This is a genomic window from Mesorhizobium sp. M7A.F.Ca.US.007.01.2.1, assembly GCF_003998165.1.
Classification (GTDB): domain Bacteria; phylum Pseudomonadota; class Alphaproteobacteria; order Rhizobiales; family Rhizobiaceae; genus Mesorhizobium; species Mesorhizobium ciceri.
This window is the reverse complement of sequence record NZ_RZQP01000012.1, coordinates 1-15,791: the sequence shown is the minus strand read 5'-3', so window position 1 is coordinate 15,791 and position 15,791 is coordinate 1. Positions and strand designations below refer to the sequence as shown.

Here is a 15,791-nt window from a genome sequence, read left to right as displayed (position 1 = left end):
CGCGCCGACCTCAACCGACCGCGTCAGTCCGTCAATCGATTGACCTCAGCACATCGCGAACATGGTCGATCAATTCGTTGATCTGGCCCTTGGTGATGATCAGCGGCGGCGACAGCGCGATGATGTCGCCGGTGGTGCGGATCAGCGCGCCGCGCTCGAACGCCTTGACGAAGGCCGAGAAGGCCCGCTTGGTCGGCTGGCCGGCGATCGGCGCCAACTCGATCGCACCGATCAGGCCGATGTTCCTGATATCGATGACGTTCGGCTCGCCCTTCAGCGAATGCAGCGCGTCTTCCCAGTACGGCGCCAGCTCCTCGCCACGGGTCAGCAAGCCCTCTTCCTTGTAGGTGTCAAGCGTGCCGAGTGCGGCCGCGCAGGCGATCGGGTTGCCCGAATAGGTGTAGCCGTGGAAGAACTCGATCATGTGCTCGGGGCCGGTCATGAAGGCGTCGTGGATCTCCTTCTTCACAAACACCGCGCCCATCGGGATGACGCCGTTGGAGACGCCCTTGGCGGTGGTCATGATGTCGGGCGTGACACCGAAATAGTCGGCGGCGAACGGTGTGCCGAGACGGCCGAAACCGGTGATGACCTCATCGAAGATCAACAGGATGCCGTGCTTGGTGCAGATCTCGCGCAGCTTCTCCAGATAACCCTTCGGCGGCAGGATGACGCCGGTGGAGCCGGCGACCGGCTCGACGATGACGGCGGCGATGGTCGAAGCGTCGTGCAGGGCGACGATACGCTCCAGCTCGTTGGCGAGTTCCGCGCCATACTCCGGCACACCCTTGGTGAAGGCGTTCTTTTCCGGCAGATGCGTGTGCGGCATATGGTCGACGCCGCCGAGCAGCGTGCCGAACATCTTGCGGTTGGTGACGATGCCGCCGACCGAAATGCCGCCGAAATTGACGCCGTGATAGCCGCGCTCGCGGCCGATCAACCGGGTGCGCGAGCCCTCGCCCTTCACACGATGATAGGCGATCGCCATCTTGAGCGCCGTCTCGACCGATTCCGAGCCGGAATTGGTGAAGAAGACATGGTCCATGCCCTTGGGCGCCAGGTCGACCAGGCGGTTGGCCAGTTCGAACACGATCGGATGGCCCATCTGGAAGGCCGGCGCATAATCGAGTTCGGCAGCCTGGTGCTGGATCGCCTCGGTGATCTTCGGACGGCAGTGGCCGGCATTGACGCACCACAGGCCGGCGGTGCCGTCGAGCACCTTGCGGCCGTCGCTGGTTGTGTAATGCATGTCCTTGGCGGACACCATCATGCGCGGCGCCTGCTTGAACTGCCGGTTTGCCGTGAACGGCATCCAGAATGCACTGAGATCGTTCGGCGTGACTTTCAGCCGGTTGGACATGACCAGGACTTCCCCTTGTAAACTGTTTCGCTGCGCCCAACGCTTGGTCTTTGCCGCGTTTTCATGCTACGCAAATTTTTGACCGATTGGACAAACGTTAGCACCGCCCTGTAGGCGGTCAAGGATTACTAGCGGAAATGCGGCACCTGAAGTGCGTTCCACAGGCTAGGGAAAAACTGGTCCAGAGAATTGGTCCAGATGAGCCTCAACACGAGGGCTTGCAACGGTGACCATCGGCACGGATGCCCCTCGCCGCACCCGCATCCAGCAGGAAAAGCGCGAACTCATCCTGGAGGCGGCGCTTGAGGTCTTCTCCACCAACGGCTTTCGCGGCTCGACCATCGACCAGATCGCCGAAGCTGCCGGCATGTCGAAGCCGAACCTGCTCTATTATTTCCGGCGCAAGGAAGACATCCACGAAACGCTGATGCAGCGCCTGCTCGACACCTGGCTGGCGCCACTGCGCGAACTCGACGACATTGGCGATCCCCTAACCGAACTGCGCAGCTACATCAGGCGCAAGCTGGAGATGGCGCGCGATTTTCCGCGCGAGAGCCGGCTGTTCGCCAACGAGATCCTGCAAGGCGCGCCACGCATCATGCCGCTGCTGGCGGGCGAACTGAAAAAGCTGGTCGACGAGAAGGCCGCCGTCATCAAGGGCTGGATGCGCGCCGGCAAGATCGCCAAGACCGACCCGTGGCACCTGATCTTCTCGATCTGGGCGACGACGCAGCATTATGCCGATTTCGACGTCCAGGTCCGCGCCGTGCTCGGACCGAACCGTGGCGGCGACGGCCGCTTCGAGGATGCGGCAAGATTTCTCGAGCAGTTGTTCCTCGATGGGCTGAAGCCGAAGGGCTAAATGGTTTCGTCATTCTAGGGCGAAGCAAGGAGCGAAGCGACGCGGCGCAGACCCTACAATCCATGCCGCGACTTCAACGCGCCGCAAAGGTCCAAATTCTGCTCCGTAGTACTCTTCGGCAAACGTCCCGGCATGGATCCTCGGGTCTCCGCGTCCGCTTCGCCCGTGGATGACGAAGCCGAGGGGGACGCCAGCCAACCTCAGGCGCTGCGCCGCTCGGCCGGCAGCGCGTCCAGCAATGCCTGCAGCTTGGCGATCGAATTCTGCTCGGCTAACGGCGTGTAGACGATCAGCTTCATGTCCGAGCCGTCGCCGATCGACAGGCTCATATGCTCGAAGGTCATGGCGCCCGCGCTCGGGTGCCGGACATGTTTCACCCCCGACAACCGATGCGCGACGTCGCGCTGCGGCCACCAGGCACGAAATTCGGGGCTCGAACGCGTCATCAACTCGATCAGCCGCTCGAAATCCGGATCGCCGACATAGCGGGCGCTCGCGGCCCGGAACGAGGCCAGCACGGTGTGCGCCAGTTGCTCCCAGTCGACCAGCAGGTGCCGGTGATGCGGGCTCGTGAACACCATGTGGACGATGTTGCGGGCGTCACCCTCCAGCAGGCCATAATCGCCGAACACCGCCACCGCCGCCGGGTTCCAGGCCAGCACGTCCCAGCGCCGCCCGACGACATAGGCCGGCTGCAGCACCAGGCTCTGCAGCATGTGCAGCAACGGGCCATCGACCTTTTCCGGCGCTACGGCACGGCGCTCCGGCTGCTGGCGGTCGGCGAGGATGAACAGATGCTGTTTTTCGGCGGCGTCGAGGCGCAGTGCTTCGGCGAGCGCCGTCAGCACCTCGACCGAGGGCCTGACCTCCCGCCCCTGCTCCAGCCATGTGTACCAGGTCGTGCCGACACCGGCGATCATCGCCACCTCCTCGCGGCGCAAGCCCGGCGTACGTCGCCTGAGACCGATGGCGATGCCTGCGGCCGAGGGCGTCAGCCTTTCGCGGCGCGAGCGCAGGAAGGCGCCGAGTTCGCGCCGGCGGCTGTCTTCAGCCGAACGTGTGGGGGCCGCGTGAGGTTGGGACTCCATGCGCGTATTATAGCAGTATTGATACCAGGATAAAGTTTGAACTGTTTGGCCAGCGCCAACTGCCCCATCTTCCGTTCAGAGCAACAGAACGGAGGCTCTGAACATGGAACTCAAAGACAAGACGATCCTCATCACCGGCTCGACAGACGGCGTCGGCCGCGTTGTCGCGCAACGGCTCGGCGCCGCGGGCGCCCGTGTGCTGGTGCACGGCCGCGATGCAACGCGCGGCAAGGCTGTTGTCACCGAGATCGAAGCCGCCGGCGGCAAGGCCGAGCTTCTGGTCGCCGACCTCTCTTCGCTGGCCGAGGTGCGCCACCTCGCCGAGGCGGTGCGCGCCCGGACGAACCGGCTGGACATCCTCATCAACAATGCCGGCATCGGCACAGCGGGCCAAGGTGCCAAAAGGCAGGTGAGTGCCGACGGCTATGAACTGCGCTTCGCGGTCAACTATCTCGCCGGTTTCCTGCTGACATCGGAGCTCCTGCCATTGCTGAAGGCCAGTGCGCCGGCGCGCATCGTCAATGTCGCCTCTGCGGGGCAGCAGGCGATCGACTTCAGCGATGTCATGCTGACCCGCTCCTATGACGGGGTGCGCGCTTATTGCCAGAGCAAGCTGGCGCAGATCCTGTTCACCGTCGATTTGGCCGAACAGTTGAAAGGCACCGGCGTCACCGTCAACGCATTGCATCCGGCGAGCTACATGAACACAACCATGGTCCGGCAGGCCGGGGTGACGCCGTGGAGCTCGGTCGAGACCGGCGCCGATGCCATCCTCAATCTCGCCACCTCACCCACGCTCAACGGGAAAAGCGGCCTCTATTTCGACGGCCTGCGGGAATCCCGCGCCGATGCTCAGGCCTACGACGCCAAGGCAAGGCAACAGCTGAGAAGCTTGAGCCTCGACCTCATCGGCCCGGCCTCCCCCACATCGAAGGAACAGCATTGATGACCAAGGCAATCCAACACACCGTCATCATCGGCGGCTCGTCCGGCATCGGGCTGGCGACGGCGCGCAAACTGCTTGGCCCGGACATGAAGGTAACCATCACCGGCCGCAACGAGGACAAGCTGAAGAGCGCTTGGAAGAGCCTTGGCGGTGCTGCCGGGAAGGCTGCATTCGACGCCTCGAAGCCGGATGAAGTCACCCGGTTCTTCGAGCGCCTTGGTCCATTCGACCATCTGGTGCTCGCGGCCAGCGGCGGCAAGGGCCTCGGCCCGTTCCCGGCGCTTGACCTGAGTGACATCGGCAGTGGCGTGGAGGAAAAGGTCCGCCCGCAGCTGTCCTGCCTGCAGGCCGCCTTGCCGACACTCAACAAGGCCGGATCGGTCACCTTCATCTCGGCGGTGTCGGCGCAGCTCGCAACGCCCGGCGTCGCCGGTATCGCCGCCATCAACGGCATGCTGTTGACCGTGGTGCCGATCCTGGCGATGGAGTTGAAACCGCTGCGCGTCAATGTCGTGGCGCCAGGCGTCATCGACACGCCCTGGTGGGACTTTCTGGCCGAGGAGCAGAGGCAGGCGCTGTTTGCCGACTATGCCGGCAGGACCCCGGTCGGCCGCATCGGTCGCGCCGAAGACGTTGCCGCGGCAATAGCTTTCCTCGTCTCCAACGGCTTCATGACCGGTCAGGTGCTGACCTGCGACGGCGGACTGCGATTTGCGGCGTAGCGTTCCTCGGGCGCCGACAGGCTTTTCACCCTCAATTGGCTCTTTTTGGACCGCCCCGCACGCTCTTTTCGCCGGGGCTGTCACCGCCCGGTCTCACCGCATCTGAAGCGGTCTTTTCCGGAACATAGGAATAATCAGGCGTATCAGCCCCATACATCTTGTTGTCGATCGCCTCTTGCCAGCTGAAATCCGCGTCGGACGGTGAAACGTCGGCAATGTCATGGCGGGAGGAGCGAGAGTGCAGCCAGTTCGGGGTGATCTCTCGGACCAATTGTGCGAAGCGTCCCATCGAAACCGTTCCTTTCCTTGCCCCTTTCCAGGAGGCGCGATCGCGGTTGCGTCGGCTGGATCTAAAGTTGACCTCTCAGCCAGGCCAGCGTCTCGACAACGTCGGCAAGCCCGTACCGCGCTGCGGTGTGCGCTGGTGGTTTGACGCGTATCGATATGCCGCCGGCATCATTGACGGCCTCAAAACCGTTTTCATCCGACGTGTCGTCGCCCAGGAAGACCGGGCGACGGCCCGTGAATGGCGCAATTTCCATGAAACGCCGGATCGCGGCGCCCTTGGCGGCCTCGAGCGGCAGCAGTTCAACACCGGCATTGCCGGGTACCACCCGGTAGCCCTTTGGCAGCGTGGCCAGCGCCTGCTCGACAAGCTGCGTCGCGCGCGGAAGCAGATGCGGGGCGGCGCGCGTGTGGATGGCCAGCACCCGTCCTTTGCGCTCGATATAGGCGCCACGACCGAGCTCGGCCTCGATCTCGTCGGCAAGCGCAGAAATATCCGGCGGCTCATCCGCGACTTCGACGTCGTCGTTCGGCAGGAGCCGATGTTCCAGGCCATAGAGCCCGGCGGCGCGCAGCTTCAAAGGCTGAAACAGATGATCGACAGCCGCGACGGAACGACCTGTTATGAAGGCCAATGCCCCGTTCAGCTTGCGATCCAGGCCTTGCAGCAAGGAGCGGAGCTCGTCGCTGACCGAGACGGCGTCCGGGTGTTCGGCATGTTCCAGCAGGGTGCCGTCGATGTCGAGGAACAACGCCCATTCGCCGGTCAGCACAGTGTGCGGTTTCTCCATGACGGCCTGCGGCTTGTGCAGGGTCTCGCCAACAATATTTTGCAGCGCATCGCTCATGACATCGCCACCCGTCTGCGCTCAAAAATGGAGACGACATTGTCGACGCTGGGCGGCGGGTCGCTGACGGCACCGGTCACCCGATCGAGGTCCCCGCGCTTGCGCAAACGCGCCGCATCCAGAAGCATGCTGCCGGCCCAGCGATAGACATTGTTGTTGCGGATTGTCTCGCGCATGGGGCGCATGCGCTCGCGCTGTTCTTCGGGCGACATGGTCAGTGCCTGCAACAGCGCTCCGCTCATCATGGCGGCATCGTAAGGGTTGACGATCAGCGCCTCCAGCAATTCACGCGAGGCGCCGGCGAATGTGCTGAGCATCAAAACGCCCTGCTCGTCGTCGCGCGCGGCGACGAATTCCTTTGCGACGAGGTTCATGCCGTCATGCAGGCTGGTGACCATGCATATGTCGGCGGCCCGATAGATTTCGTAGACCTGTTCTTGCGAGTGATGTTCGGCCACCATGATCACCGGCCTGTAGCCCTCGCTGCCATAACGCCGGTTGAGCTCTTCGGCATAACGGTGGCACTCGTCATGGAGCAGCTTGTAGGCAGGCAGCGTGCCGCGGCTGGGCGCCGCGATCTGCAGGAAGACCAGTTTTCCGATCCACTCAGGCTGTCGCTTGAACAATTCGTTCAAAGCGTGAAACCGATCGAGAATGCCCTTGGTATAATCGAGGCGCTCGACCCCGACGGCCAGCTTCACATCCGCTTTAAGGCCGAACCTCTCGCGCATGCGAGCGCGGCAATCGTCGACAGCGGGAAGTTTCGCCAGCAGGTCCGCCGGCCATTCTATCGAGATCGGATAGGCGTGCACCAATGTGGTCCGTCCGCCGTAGGAGATGGCCGCATCGGCCCGCTCGATGCGGCTTTCCAGGAAGCGATCGACGCTTTCGGTGAAATTGTTGGCATGGAACTGGGTGTGGAAGCCGATGATCGAGCTGCCGAGCAGGCCTTCGAGGATGCGTTCACGCCATGGGCAGATGCTGTACACTTCCGAATTTGGCCACGGGATGTGCCAGAAAGTGATGACGATCGCCTCCGGCAAGCGCTCGCGGATCATGCGCGGCAGCAGCGCGAAATGGTAATCCTGGACCAGCACGATCGGCCGCTCGTTGCGCGCCTCGGCAACCACCGTATCGGCAAACTTCCGGTTGACGGCTTCATAGGCAGCCCAGTCGGAGGCGCGAAAAATCGGCCGGGTGAAGGCGATATGGCAAAGCGGCCAAAGGCCCTCATTGGCGAAACCGAGATAATAACCCTGATGCTCTTCCTCCGTCAGCCAGACCCGGCGCAGCGTGTAGGACGGATTGCCAGGCGGCACCTGCACGCGATCGTGGTCGTCGACGGTAAGGCGGTCCGCCGTTCCGCCGCCATAGGCGATCCAGGTGCCCGCACAGGCGCGGGTAATGGGCTCGAGCGCCGACACCAGCCCGCTGGCCGGGACGAGCAACTCGACGCCGTCGTCCTTCACATTGTGGATGTACGGCTCGCGATTGGACACCACGATAACCTGCGCATCGGGCAGATCGTCGGCCAGGATCTTGCGCAATGTTTCTGGCGACCAGGTCACCAGCGCGGCATCGGCCGATTGGCCGTTCTTTTCGAACTCCCGTATCACCTTGCGCGCGGCCTCCGCCGCCACATCTTCGCCTGCCGTATGTGGGACGGCAGGAGGATGACGGCGACGGTGCCGCGATATGGAGAGGAATACGGCAAGAGCGGAAAAACCGAGGCTCGCGAAAATCAGAACCCAGAGCAGGTCCGCACCGTAGTTTGTCATTGAACGTCAACTCACCCCGGCCGTCGGCGACCGTTTGTTCGTGTTTCCCGTTTGAAACGGTCCGCCGGCCACGTGGTCGGCGTTCGGACCAGTGTTTTTGCAACGCACAAGGCCTGGATCGGTTCCGCCAATTTTGTTCGGATCATGTTCTTACTATGAGCGGCACCAGCCCTTCATGGCGGTCGGCCAGGAAAGCGACGACCCGGTCGCCGACGCGCTGGAAGGTGAGATCGACGACCCGGTCGCCGACGCCCAGGTGCCGCAGTGTCAGCGTGTCGATGCCGATCGGCAGCCTGGGGCGGCCAACGCGAATCTCACCCTCCCAGCCGTCGATCTCCAGGCCAAGACAGGCCTGCATCAACATGAAAGCGGAGCCCGCCGACCACGCTTGCGGCAGGCAGGCGACGGGATAGGCGATGGGTGCTTCGCCCGGCGCACGTGTAAAACCGCAGAACAGTTCGGGCAGCCGCATGTTGAAATGGACCGCGGATTCGAACGTGCCGCTCATCAGGCGAACCACGCTTTCGCGCTCGCCATAGCGCGCCAGCCCGGCACCGCAAAGGGCGGTATCGTGCGGCCAGATCGAGCCATTGTGGTACGACATCGGATTGAAGAACACGGCATCGTCGGCGAGCGTCCGCAGTCCCCAGCCCGAATGGAAGGAGGCGGAAAGCAGCTGGTCAGCCACCATCTGGGCCCGCGCCGGCTCAGGCAATCCGACAAAGAGCAGATGCCCCGCATTCGAGGTCCGCACCTTGCAGGGCTCGCCGGCACCGTCGATTGCCAGCGCATAGAAGCCGAGATCGTCAAGCCAGAAATCCCGTTCCACGGCAACCCGCATCGCTTCGGCGCGATCATCCCAGTGGTCGGCCCTGTCGTTCTCGCCCCGGCGACGGGCAAGTGCCGCCAGCCCCCGGAAGGCGGCAAAGACGTAGCCCTGCACTTCGACAAGGGCGATCGGGCCCTTGGGAATGCGGCCATCGGCATGGAAGACCGAATCGAAACTGTCCTTCCATCCCTGGTTGGCGAGGCCGGACTCGGCCGCTCGCTGGTAAGTCACGAATCCGGTTTCCCGGCCCGCCTCCTCCGTCCATTCGGCCGCGGCGCACAGCGACGGCCACAGGCCGTCGATGAACGCCATGTCACCGGTACGATCGGCGTAGGCACAGGCAAGGTAGATGTAGAGCGGTGTCGTATCGACGCCACCGTAGTAGCGGCCAAAGGGAAGCTCCCGCAGCGCCACCATTTCGCCCTTGCGGGTCTCGTGCATGATCTTGCCCGGCTGCGAATCGCTGAACGGCGATGTCTCGGTCGCCTGATGCTGGGCCAGAAAGGCCAGCACGCCCCGCGCCAGGCCCGGATTGAGCCACAGCATCTGCAGCGCCGAGATGACGCCGTCGCGGCCGAACGCCGTCGAGAACCAGGGGATGCCGGCATAGGGATAGGGGCCGGTCGCCAGCTCGGTGGTCAGCAGCGCGACATCGGCGCGAGCGCGCTCGACCCAGTCGTTGAAGACACGGCCCGAGCTGCGCACCGTCGCGCCATGGCGACGTTTGGCCCGCATGCCAAAGCGGGCGCGGGCGGCAGCGGCGCGGAACCGGTCGCGGTCGGGCTTGTCGGCCACCTCGGGACCGACCTCGACATAAAGCACCTTCCTGCTGCGCTTGGTCACGGCGATCAGGAAATCGGCACGGTTGGCACTCAGTTGGTCCGGCGCCTGCGAGAACGATATCGCCGAGAGGCGGGCCAGGCCATCGAGCCCATCATAGCGCAGCAGGACCGACGTCGCGTTTGTTTCGGCGGCATGGGCCAGCCCGCGCTTCGGCCGTGTCGAGCCACGCACTTCGAACATGTCGCGGAAATCGGCGGAATAGTGCAGGGAAACGCTGATCGTCGAGTGTTCCCGGCTGTAATTGGAAAGGGTGATGCGTTCAAACAGCCTGTCCTGCCAAAGCAGTCTGACGCGTTCGATGTGAATGGCTCCCTGCGGGATGTCGCGTCCACCGGCGCTCTGTATCGGCAGATTGGTCAAATTGGTGGTGAACAGCACATTGTCCTGGCTGAGCGAGGCGCCGAGCAGAGATGTCTGCCTGCCGCCGACGGTCAGCCGGAACTCGGAAAGAACCCGCGTGTCGTCGCGAAAGAAACCGTCGCCGGCGCCACGTATGTCGCCATAGGCGTCGGCAACGGCGAAGCAATCGCCCTGCTTGAGCGCAAACAACCGATGCGGCTCGCGAGGGGCGGTGGCGTCGAGCGATGCAAGCGCAACCGCAGGATCGAGCTGGCGCTCATCGAGTTGGGCCATTCGTCAAAGATCCCTGTTGTTTCGTTGCCGTGGCTCGAGCACGTCGCTGCTCAAGACGCCTTCGCCGTGCTCGGGACGCCGATCAGGCCCGCATAGGCGGCCAGATAGTCGCCGGCCATTCTTCGGGCGGAGAACCGCTTTTCGAAAACGGCCCTCACCTTTCGCCTGTCGAGTTGCAGCAAGTCCGGCACCGCAGCGACCGCGCTATCCATTGTGTCAGCGATAAAACCGGTGACGCCTTGATCGATGATCTCCGGCAGCGCACCGCAACTCCAGCCGATGACCGGTGTGCCGCAGGCCATTGCCTCGATAGCGGCAAGGCCGAACGGCTCCGGCCAGTCGATCGGGAACAGCAGGCCTGCCGCCTTGCCGAGAAATTCCGCCTTCTGGTTTTCCTCGATCTCACCGACATAGACAACGCGATCGCCATCGATCAAAGGCTCGACCACCTCACGGAAATAGGCGCGATCGTCGTCGCCGATCTTTGCCGCGAGCTTGAGCTTGAGCCCCGAACGCAAGGCGATCTCGATGGCGCGATCCGGGCGCTTGTCGCGTGAGAACCGGCCGAGGAAGGCAAGGTAGGGTTCTTCGGCGGCCGTCTCGAACGTCGGCTCGTAGAGAGCAGTCGGCAATCCGTGATGGATCGTCGCCAACCAGTTGGCGTTGGCAAGGCCCGCCTTCTGGCTGTGCGAAATGGAAATCAGGGGAAAGCGCGGGAACCGTTCATAGGCCGGCGCCAGGTCGACATAATCCAGCCTGCCATGCGGCGTCGTCACCGTCCGCTCCGCAATATCCTCAAAGAAGGAAAAATGCAGGAAGTGGCTGAGGTGGAAGTGGATGACGTCGAACTCCGACGCCCGTTCCCTCACCTGCGCAAGCATCGAAAGATGCGCCGCGATCTCGGATTTGAGCGGACGCGGATCGAGGCGCAACGCGCGTTCCCGGCTGGGTACCAGCTTCGCGGAGGTCTGGCTGTCGCCACTGGCAAACAGCGTCACCTCATGACCCAGATCGACCAGCGCTTCGGTCAGATACGAGACGATGCGCTCGGTGCCGCCATAGAGCCTTGGCGGCACCGATTCATAAAGCGGCGCGACATGGGCGATTTTCATATTTCATCCTGGATGCTGGGCATGCAGGTGTGAAATGCGTCAACGGCTCGATTGGTTCCGATTTTATGGTCGAGCCGTCGGCACCAGAGGCCGCAGTCGGCATGGAACTGTGCGTCAAACGGATTGCGCGATCAGGGTCAGAAAGCCACCGCTCAGGGCAACATTCCCGACGAAGCCATTGATGCGGGACGCACGGTCCGGACCCTGATGGTCCCAGAAATTGTGGAACATCGGCGTGGCGACGATGAGGAACAGCAGCAGCACCGTGGCCGCGAGTGCCGTCCACAATCCTGCGATGACCAGCACACCGGCGGCGACCTGAAGCACGATACCAGTCCACAGTGCCAACCGCGCCTGCGGCACACCGCGCGCGGCCATCAGCTGGGTCAGGAAGGCCGCGTTCTGGATGTTGCGCAGGCCGGCGAAAACGAAGGCGCCGCCGAGCAGCAGGCGAGCGAGAAACAACAAGGTCGAAGGCAAATCCGCAGGCATCAAACTCTCCCCTTTAAAGGTTTAAGGCAGTGGGAGCGCGCTCTCCACGGCGCTCCCAACATGATTGGACAATCAGGCAGCCTTGGCCGCCGGCATCGGATGTATGGCTTGGAACGGGATGCACAGCCGGTTCCAGGTGTTGATCATGCCGAGCGCAACGGACAGCTTGACCAGCTCCTCTTCTGAGAAATGCTCCAGCGTACGTGCATAAAGTTCGTCCGGCACGCCGTTGTTGGCGATCAGGGTGACGGCTTCGGTCCAGGCCAAAGCCGCGCGTTCACGCTCCGAGAACAGCGGCGATTCCTTCCAGGCTGAAACCAGATAGAGCCGCTGCTCGGTCTCGCCGTCGCGCCTGGCCTCGCGGCTGTGCATCTCGACGCAGAACGAGCAGCCATTGATCTGCGAAGCCCTGAGCTTGATCAGGTGCAGCAGGCTCACCTCGAGCCCGCATTCGTCCACCGCCTTGTTGAGCGCCGACACCGCCTTCATGATCTCCGGCGCCTTGGCGAAAAATTGCAGCCTCTGTTTCATCGTCTCGTCCTTTCACGTCTGCTTGGGTTTTGAGGTTTTGGAGTTAACTGGATTTCTGCGGCCGCTGGTGGCGCTCGACAAAGGCGCAGCTCGCAGCAAGCGACCTGGGATCGCCTTCTGCCGCGTAGGTGGCCACGATATCGGACAGCTTGGTCTCGGCGAGCGCGGCGCGATAGGCGCGTTCGGCCTTCAGCATCGCGGCGTTGATGCCGCAGGGTTTCACATAGGCCGACGCATCGAGCTTCACCGGACCGCGCTGGCGGATCTCGCCGCAGCGGAAGGCCGGCTCGCGGCCCTCGACGGCCAGCACGATGTCGAGCAGCGTGATGCGCTCGGCTGGCCGCGCCAGCCGATAGCCACCGGCAGGCCCGGGCACCGATTCCAGGACGCGCGCCGCGCTCAGCATGTTGAGATGCTTGAGCAGATAGCTCGGCGAAAGGCCAAAGGCCTCGGCGAGAGCGGCGCCCGGCATGGTGCTATTGCCTTCCACACTGGCCAGCGTGGCGGCGCAATGGATGGCTGCTTCAACACCCTCGCCCAGCTTCATCGAACAGGTTCCTTATTCATGGATACATACTATCGTGGATAATTCATATCTGCAATAGGAAAATGAAAAACGGCGCTCGAAAGCGCCGTTTTTCTCTTGGGGGAGTTCCTACTCCGCAGCCACCTTGGCCATCGGGTTGTTCGGGTGCGTGGTCCAGTTGGCGTAGACCGGCGATACCGGCCTGCCGGTGCGCTGGTCCATCACACCGGCTGCCAGCGGCTCCATGGTAATGCAGTTCTCGACCGGGCAGACATTGACGCAGAGATTGCAGCCGACACACTCGGCCTCGATGACCTCGAAGTGCCTGACGCCGTCGACCATGCTGGTGATCGCCTGGTGCGAAGTGTCCTCGCAGGCGATGTGGCAGCGGCCGCACTTGATGCAGGCATCCTGGTCGATATGCGCCTTGGCGACGTAGTTCAGGTTGAGATACTGCCAATCGGTGACATTGGGCGTGGCGCGGCCGACGATGTCGTCGAGCGAGGCGTGCCCCTTCTCGTCCATCCAGTTTTCCAGGCCCGCGATCATCTCCTGCACGATCTTGAAGCCGTAGGTCATCGCCGCCGTGCAGACCTGCACATTGCCGGCGCCAAGCGCCATGAATTCGGCCGCGTCACGCCAGGTGGTGATGCCGCCGATGCCGGAGATCGGCAGGCCCTGCGTTTCCGGATCGCGCGCGATCTCGGCCACCATGTTCATGGCGATCGGCTTTACCGCCGGCCCGCAATAGCCGCCATGCGAGCCCTTGCCGTCGATGGTCGGCTGCGGCGCGAAGCTGTCGAGATCGACACCAGTGATCGAATTGATGGTGTTGATCAGCGACACCGCGTCGGTGCCGCCGGCATGTGCTGCGCGCGCGGGCTTGCGCACATCGGTGATGTTGGGCGTCAGCTTGGTGATGACGGGCATACGGGTGTTCTGCTTGCACCAGCGCACCACCATTTCGATATATTCCGGCACCTGGCCGACGGCGGCGCCCATGCCGCGTTCCGACATGCCGTGCGGACAGCCGAAATTGAGCTCGATGCCGTCGGCCTCCGTCTCCTCGACCACAGGCAGGATCGCCTTCCAGGCCTCCTCGACGCAAGGCACCATGAGCGAGACGACGATGGCGCGGTCGGGCCAGTCCTTCTTGACCTGCTTGATCTCGCGCAAATTGACCTGCAGGTCGCGGTCGGTGATCAGTTCGATGTTGTTGAGGCCGAGCAGGCGGCGGTCGGCGCCCCAGATCGCGCCGTAGCGCGGACCGTTGACGTTGACCACCGGTGGGCCCTCCTCGCCCAGCGTCTTCCACACCACGCCGCCCCAGCCGGCCTTGAAGGCGCGGATGACGTTGTAGGCCTTGTCGGTCGGTGGCGCCGAGGCCAGCCAGAACGGATTGGGCGACTTGATGCCGACGAAATTGTTTCTGATATCCGCCATGCTCATGCCCTCCCGTTCGAGGTCAGTGCCCGATTGATGCTCTCCGCAGCGTCGCGTCCCTGCGCGACCGCCGAGACGGTCAGGTCGTCGCCACCGAAGATGCAGTCGCCACCAGCCCAGACCTTGGCAAGCGACGTGCGCCCTTCCGAATCCACCTTGATGCGGCCGGCTTCGAGGCCGATCGATGCACCGCTGCCGTTGAGGGCGGCCGGGACAAAGCTCTGTCCAATCGCCTTGAACACCTGATCGGCAACGAGCGTCAGCGTCTCGCCGGTGCCGGCAAGCCTGTCGCCGTTGAGGGCGGTGTATTCGAGTTCGACGGCAGTGACCTTGCCGCTCTCGGCGATCACCCGCTTCGGCTGCAGCCAGTGACGGATGCTGACGCCATTGGCAGCGGCCAGATCCTGCTCGAACTCAGACGCATTCATGTGCTCCTGGCCGCGCCGGTAGCAGATCGTCACCTCCTCGGCGCCGAGCAGCTTCGACTGTACCGCGGCGTCGATGGCCGTCATGCCGCCACCGATGACGACGACGCGGCGACCAACCGGCAGGCCGGAAAGGTCGCTGGCCTGGCGCAGCTCGGCAATGAACTCGACCGCGTTGATGACGCCGTCAGCGTCCTCGCCATCGGCACGCAGCGCATTGACACCGCCAAGGCCCATGCCGAGAAACACCGCGTCGTAATTGCGGATCAGATCCGACAGCTGATAGTCGCGGCCGAGCGCCTTGCCGTTCTGGATGTCGATACCGCCGATCGCGGTCACGTAGTCGACTTCGGCCTGGGCGAAATCGTCGACGCTCTTGTAGGCGGCGATGCCGTATTCGTTGAGGCCGCCGGCCTTCGCGCGCGCCTCCAGGATGGTCACGTCATGGCCGTGGCGGGCGAGCCGGTGCGCGGCGGCAAGGCCGGCCGGCCCGGCGCCGACCACGGCGACCGTCTTGCCGGTCGGCTCGGCGCGCGGATAAAACTGCTTGTTCTCGCCCATGGCGACGTCGGTGGCGTAGCGCTGCAGGCGGCCGATCTGCACCGGCTTGCCTTCCGCCACCTCGCGCACGCAGACTTCCTCGCACAGCGTCTCGGTCGGGCAGACGCGGGCGCACATGCCGCCCAATATGTTCTGGTCGAAGATGGTCTTGGCCGAACCGATCGGATTACCGGTCGAGATCTGGCGGATGAACAGCGGAATGTCGATCGAAGTCGGGCATGCATTCATGCACGGTGCATCGTAGCAGAAATAGCAGCGGTCGGATTCGACCAGCGCCTCGTGGTGGTCGAGCGGCGGGTGCAGGTCGGAAAAATTATCCGCATACTGGTCGGCCGAGAGCCTGCCGCCCGCAATGCCTTCCCTGAATTGGCCTTCTGGCATCGTCAGTTCCCCATGTTTTCTTTTGGAGAAGGCTAGCACGTTTTATTTTTTTATCAATTGGTCAATTTTCGACGCAAGTCACTGAAAAGGCTCGGCAATAACATGATTTTTTTACTCATATTATTG

At 63.3% G+C, this 15,791-nt stretch carries 15 protein-coding genes; 3 read left to right on the top strand and 12 right to left on the bottom strand.

Annotated elements, in window-relative coordinates:
* Positions 1-31: 31 nt before the first annotated feature.
* A complete protein-coding gene (locus EN949_RS04040) occupies positions 32-1,360 on the bottom strand; it encodes an aspartate aminotransferase family protein (protein ID WP_013530907.1) in 1,329 nt (442 codons plus the stop codon).
* Between the two features lie 226 nt (positions 1,361-1,586).
* On the opposite strand from EN949_RS04040, the gene EN949_RS04035 reads away from it, so the two are divergent.
* Positions 1,587-2,222 (top strand): TetR family transcriptional regulator C-terminal domain-containing protein, encoded by a 636-nt coding sequence (locus EN949_RS04035; RefSeq protein ID WP_127371640.1) that lies wholly within the window; start codon positions 1,587-1,589, stop codon positions 2,220-2,222.
* Between the two features lie 200 nt (positions 2,223-2,422).
* Here the strand turns inward: EN949_RS04035 and EN949_RS04030 are convergent, their stop codons facing one another.
* Positions 2,423-3,310 (bottom strand): helix-turn-helix transcriptional regulator, encoded by an 888-nt coding sequence (locus EN949_RS04030; protein WP_127365432.1) that lies wholly within the window; start codon positions 3,308-3,310, stop codon positions 2,423-2,425.
* Between the two features lie 103 nt (positions 3,311-3,413).
* On the opposite strand from EN949_RS04030, the gene EN949_RS04025 reads away from it, so the two are divergent.
* Together EN949_RS04025 and EN949_RS04020 are read left to right on the top strand one after the other, a co-directional pair.
* Complete coding sequence (locus EN949_RS04025; protein WP_027160669.1) at positions 3,414-4,256, top strand: SDR family oxidoreductase; 843 nt, start codon at positions 3,414-3,416, stop codon at positions 4,254-4,256.
* Positions 4,256-4,978 carry an SDR family oxidoreductase gene (locus EN949_RS04020; protein ID WP_024501506.1) on the top strand — a complete coding sequence of 241 codons (723 nt, stop codon included), beginning with the start codon at positions 4,256-4,258 and terminating at the stop codon, positions 4,976-4,978. Before EN949_RS04025 ends, EN949_RS04020 begins: the two co-directional genes overlap by 1 nt.
* A 31-nt stretch (positions 4,979-5,009) precedes the next feature.
* Here EN949_RS04020 and EN949_RS04015 read toward each other — a convergent pair whose 3' ends face one another.
* The 10 genes from EN949_RS04015 to EN949_RS03970 all read right to left on the bottom strand — a co-directional run bounded on the left by EN949_RS04015 (position 5,010) and on the right by EN949_RS03970 (position 15,665).
* Complete coding sequence (locus EN949_RS04015) at positions 5,010-5,267, bottom strand: hypothetical protein (RefSeq protein ID WP_024501507.1); 258 nt, start codon at positions 5,265-5,267, stop codon at positions 5,010-5,012.
* Between the two features lie 61 nt (positions 5,268-5,328).
* Positions 5,329-6,111, bottom strand: coding sequence for a trehalose-phosphatase (gene otsB, locus EN949_RS04010; RefSeq protein WP_127365433.1), 783 nt, complete (start codon positions 6,109-6,111; stop codon positions 5,329-5,331).
* Positions 6,108-7,889 (bottom strand): trehalose-6-phosphate synthase, encoded by a 1,782-nt coding sequence (locus EN949_RS04005; RefSeq protein ID WP_013530900.1) that lies wholly within the window; start codon positions 7,887-7,889, stop codon positions 6,108-6,110. The genes otsB and EN949_RS04005 overlap by 4 nt, the downstream gene beginning before the upstream one ends.
* 142 nt (positions 7,890-8,031) lie before the next feature.
* A complete protein-coding gene (locus tag EN949_RS04000) occupies positions 8,032-10,194 on the bottom strand; it encodes an amylo-alpha-1,6-glucosidase (protein ID WP_027160673.1) in 2,163 nt (720 codons plus the stop codon).
* Positions 10,195-10,244: 50 nt separating this feature from the next.
* Positions 10,245-11,306, bottom strand: a complete 1,062-nt coding sequence (locus tag EN949_RS03995) for a glycosyltransferase family 4 protein (RefSeq protein WP_013530898.1) — start codon at positions 11,304-11,306, stop codon at positions 10,245-10,247.
* A gap of 114 nt (positions 11,307-11,420) precedes the next feature.
* Positions 11,421-11,798 carry a DoxX family protein gene (locus EN949_RS03990; protein ID WP_013530897.1) on the bottom strand — a complete coding sequence of 126 codons (378 nt, stop codon included), beginning with the start codon at positions 11,796-11,798 and terminating at the stop codon, positions 11,421-11,423.
* A gap of 72 nt (positions 11,799-11,870) precedes the next feature.
* Positions 11,871-12,329, bottom strand: coding sequence for a carboxymuconolactone decarboxylase family protein (locus EN949_RS03985; RefSeq protein ID WP_024501510.1), 459 nt, complete (start codon positions 12,327-12,329; stop codon positions 11,871-11,873).
* Positions 12,330-12,372: 43 nt separating this feature from the next.
* Positions 12,373-12,876 (bottom strand): Rrf2 family transcriptional regulator, encoded by a 504-nt coding sequence (locus EN949_RS03980; protein WP_013530895.1) that lies wholly within the window; start codon positions 12,874-12,876, stop codon positions 12,373-12,375.
* A gap of 108 nt (positions 12,877-12,984) precedes the next feature.
* Entirely contained in the window at positions 12,985-14,298 is a 1,314-nt protein-coding gene (gene preA, locus EN949_RS03975; RefSeq protein WP_013530894.1) for an NAD-dependent dihydropyrimidine dehydrogenase subunit PreA, read from the bottom strand.
* Between the two features lie 2 nt (positions 14,299-14,300).
* A complete protein-coding gene (locus EN949_RS03970; RefSeq protein WP_063168508.1) occupies positions 14,301-15,665 on the bottom strand; it encodes an NAD(P)-dependent oxidoreductase in 1,365 nt (454 codons plus the stop codon).
* Positions 15,666-15,791 lie beyond the last annotated feature (126 nt).

Coding starts and splice junctions, on each gene's coding strand:
- EN949_RS03985 (WP_024501510.1), bottom strand. CDS start 12,329: ATGAAACAGAGGCTGCAATTTTTCGCCAAGGCGCCGGAGATCATGAAG.
- EN949_RS04015 (WP_024501507.1), bottom strand. CDS start 5,267: ATGGGACGCTTCGCACAATTGGTCCGAGAGATCACCCCGAACTGGCTG.
- otsB (WP_127365433.1), bottom strand. CDS start 6,111: ATGAGCGATGCGCTGCAAAATATTGTTGGCGAGACCCTGCACAAGCCG.
- EN949_RS03990 (WP_013530897.1), bottom strand. CDS start 11,798: ATGCCTGCGGATTTGCCTTCGACCTTGTTGTTTCTCGCTCGCCTGCTG.
- EN949_RS04040 (WP_013530907.1), bottom strand. CDS start 1,360: ATGTCCAACCGGCTGAAAGTCACGCCGAACGATCTCAGTGCATTCTGG.
- EN949_RS04025 (WP_027160669.1), top strand. CDS start 3,414: ATGGAACTCAAAGACAAGACGATCCTCATCACCGGCTCGACAGACGGC.
- EN949_RS04005 (WP_013530900.1), bottom strand. CDS start 7,889: ATGACAAACTACGGTGCGGACCTGCTCTGGGTTCTGATTTTCGCGAGC.
- EN949_RS03980 (WP_013530895.1), bottom strand. CDS start 12,876: ATGAAGCTGGGCGAGGGTGTTGAAGCAGCCATCCATTGCGCCGCCACG.
- EN949_RS04030 (WP_127365432.1), bottom strand. CDS start 3,310: ATGGAGTCCCAACCTCACGCGGCCCCCACACGTTCGGCTGAAGACAGC.
- EN949_RS03970 (WP_063168508.1), bottom strand. CDS start 15,665: ATGCCAGAAGGCCAATTCAGGGAAGGCATTGCGGGCGGCAGGCTCTCG.
- preA (WP_013530894.1), bottom strand. CDS start 14,298: ATGGCGGATATCAGAAACAATTTCGTCGGCATCAAGTCGCCCAATCCG.
- EN949_RS04000 (WP_027160673.1), bottom strand. CDS start 10,194: ATGGCCCAACTCGATGAGCGCCAGCTCGATCCTGCGGTTGCGCTTGCA.
- EN949_RS03995 (WP_013530898.1), bottom strand. CDS start 11,306: ATGAAAATCGCCCATGTCGCGCCGCTTTATGAATCGGTGCCGCCAAGG.
- EN949_RS04020 (WP_024501506.1), top strand. CDS start 4,256: ATGACCAAGGCAATCCAACACACCGTCATCATCGGCGGCTCGTCCGGC.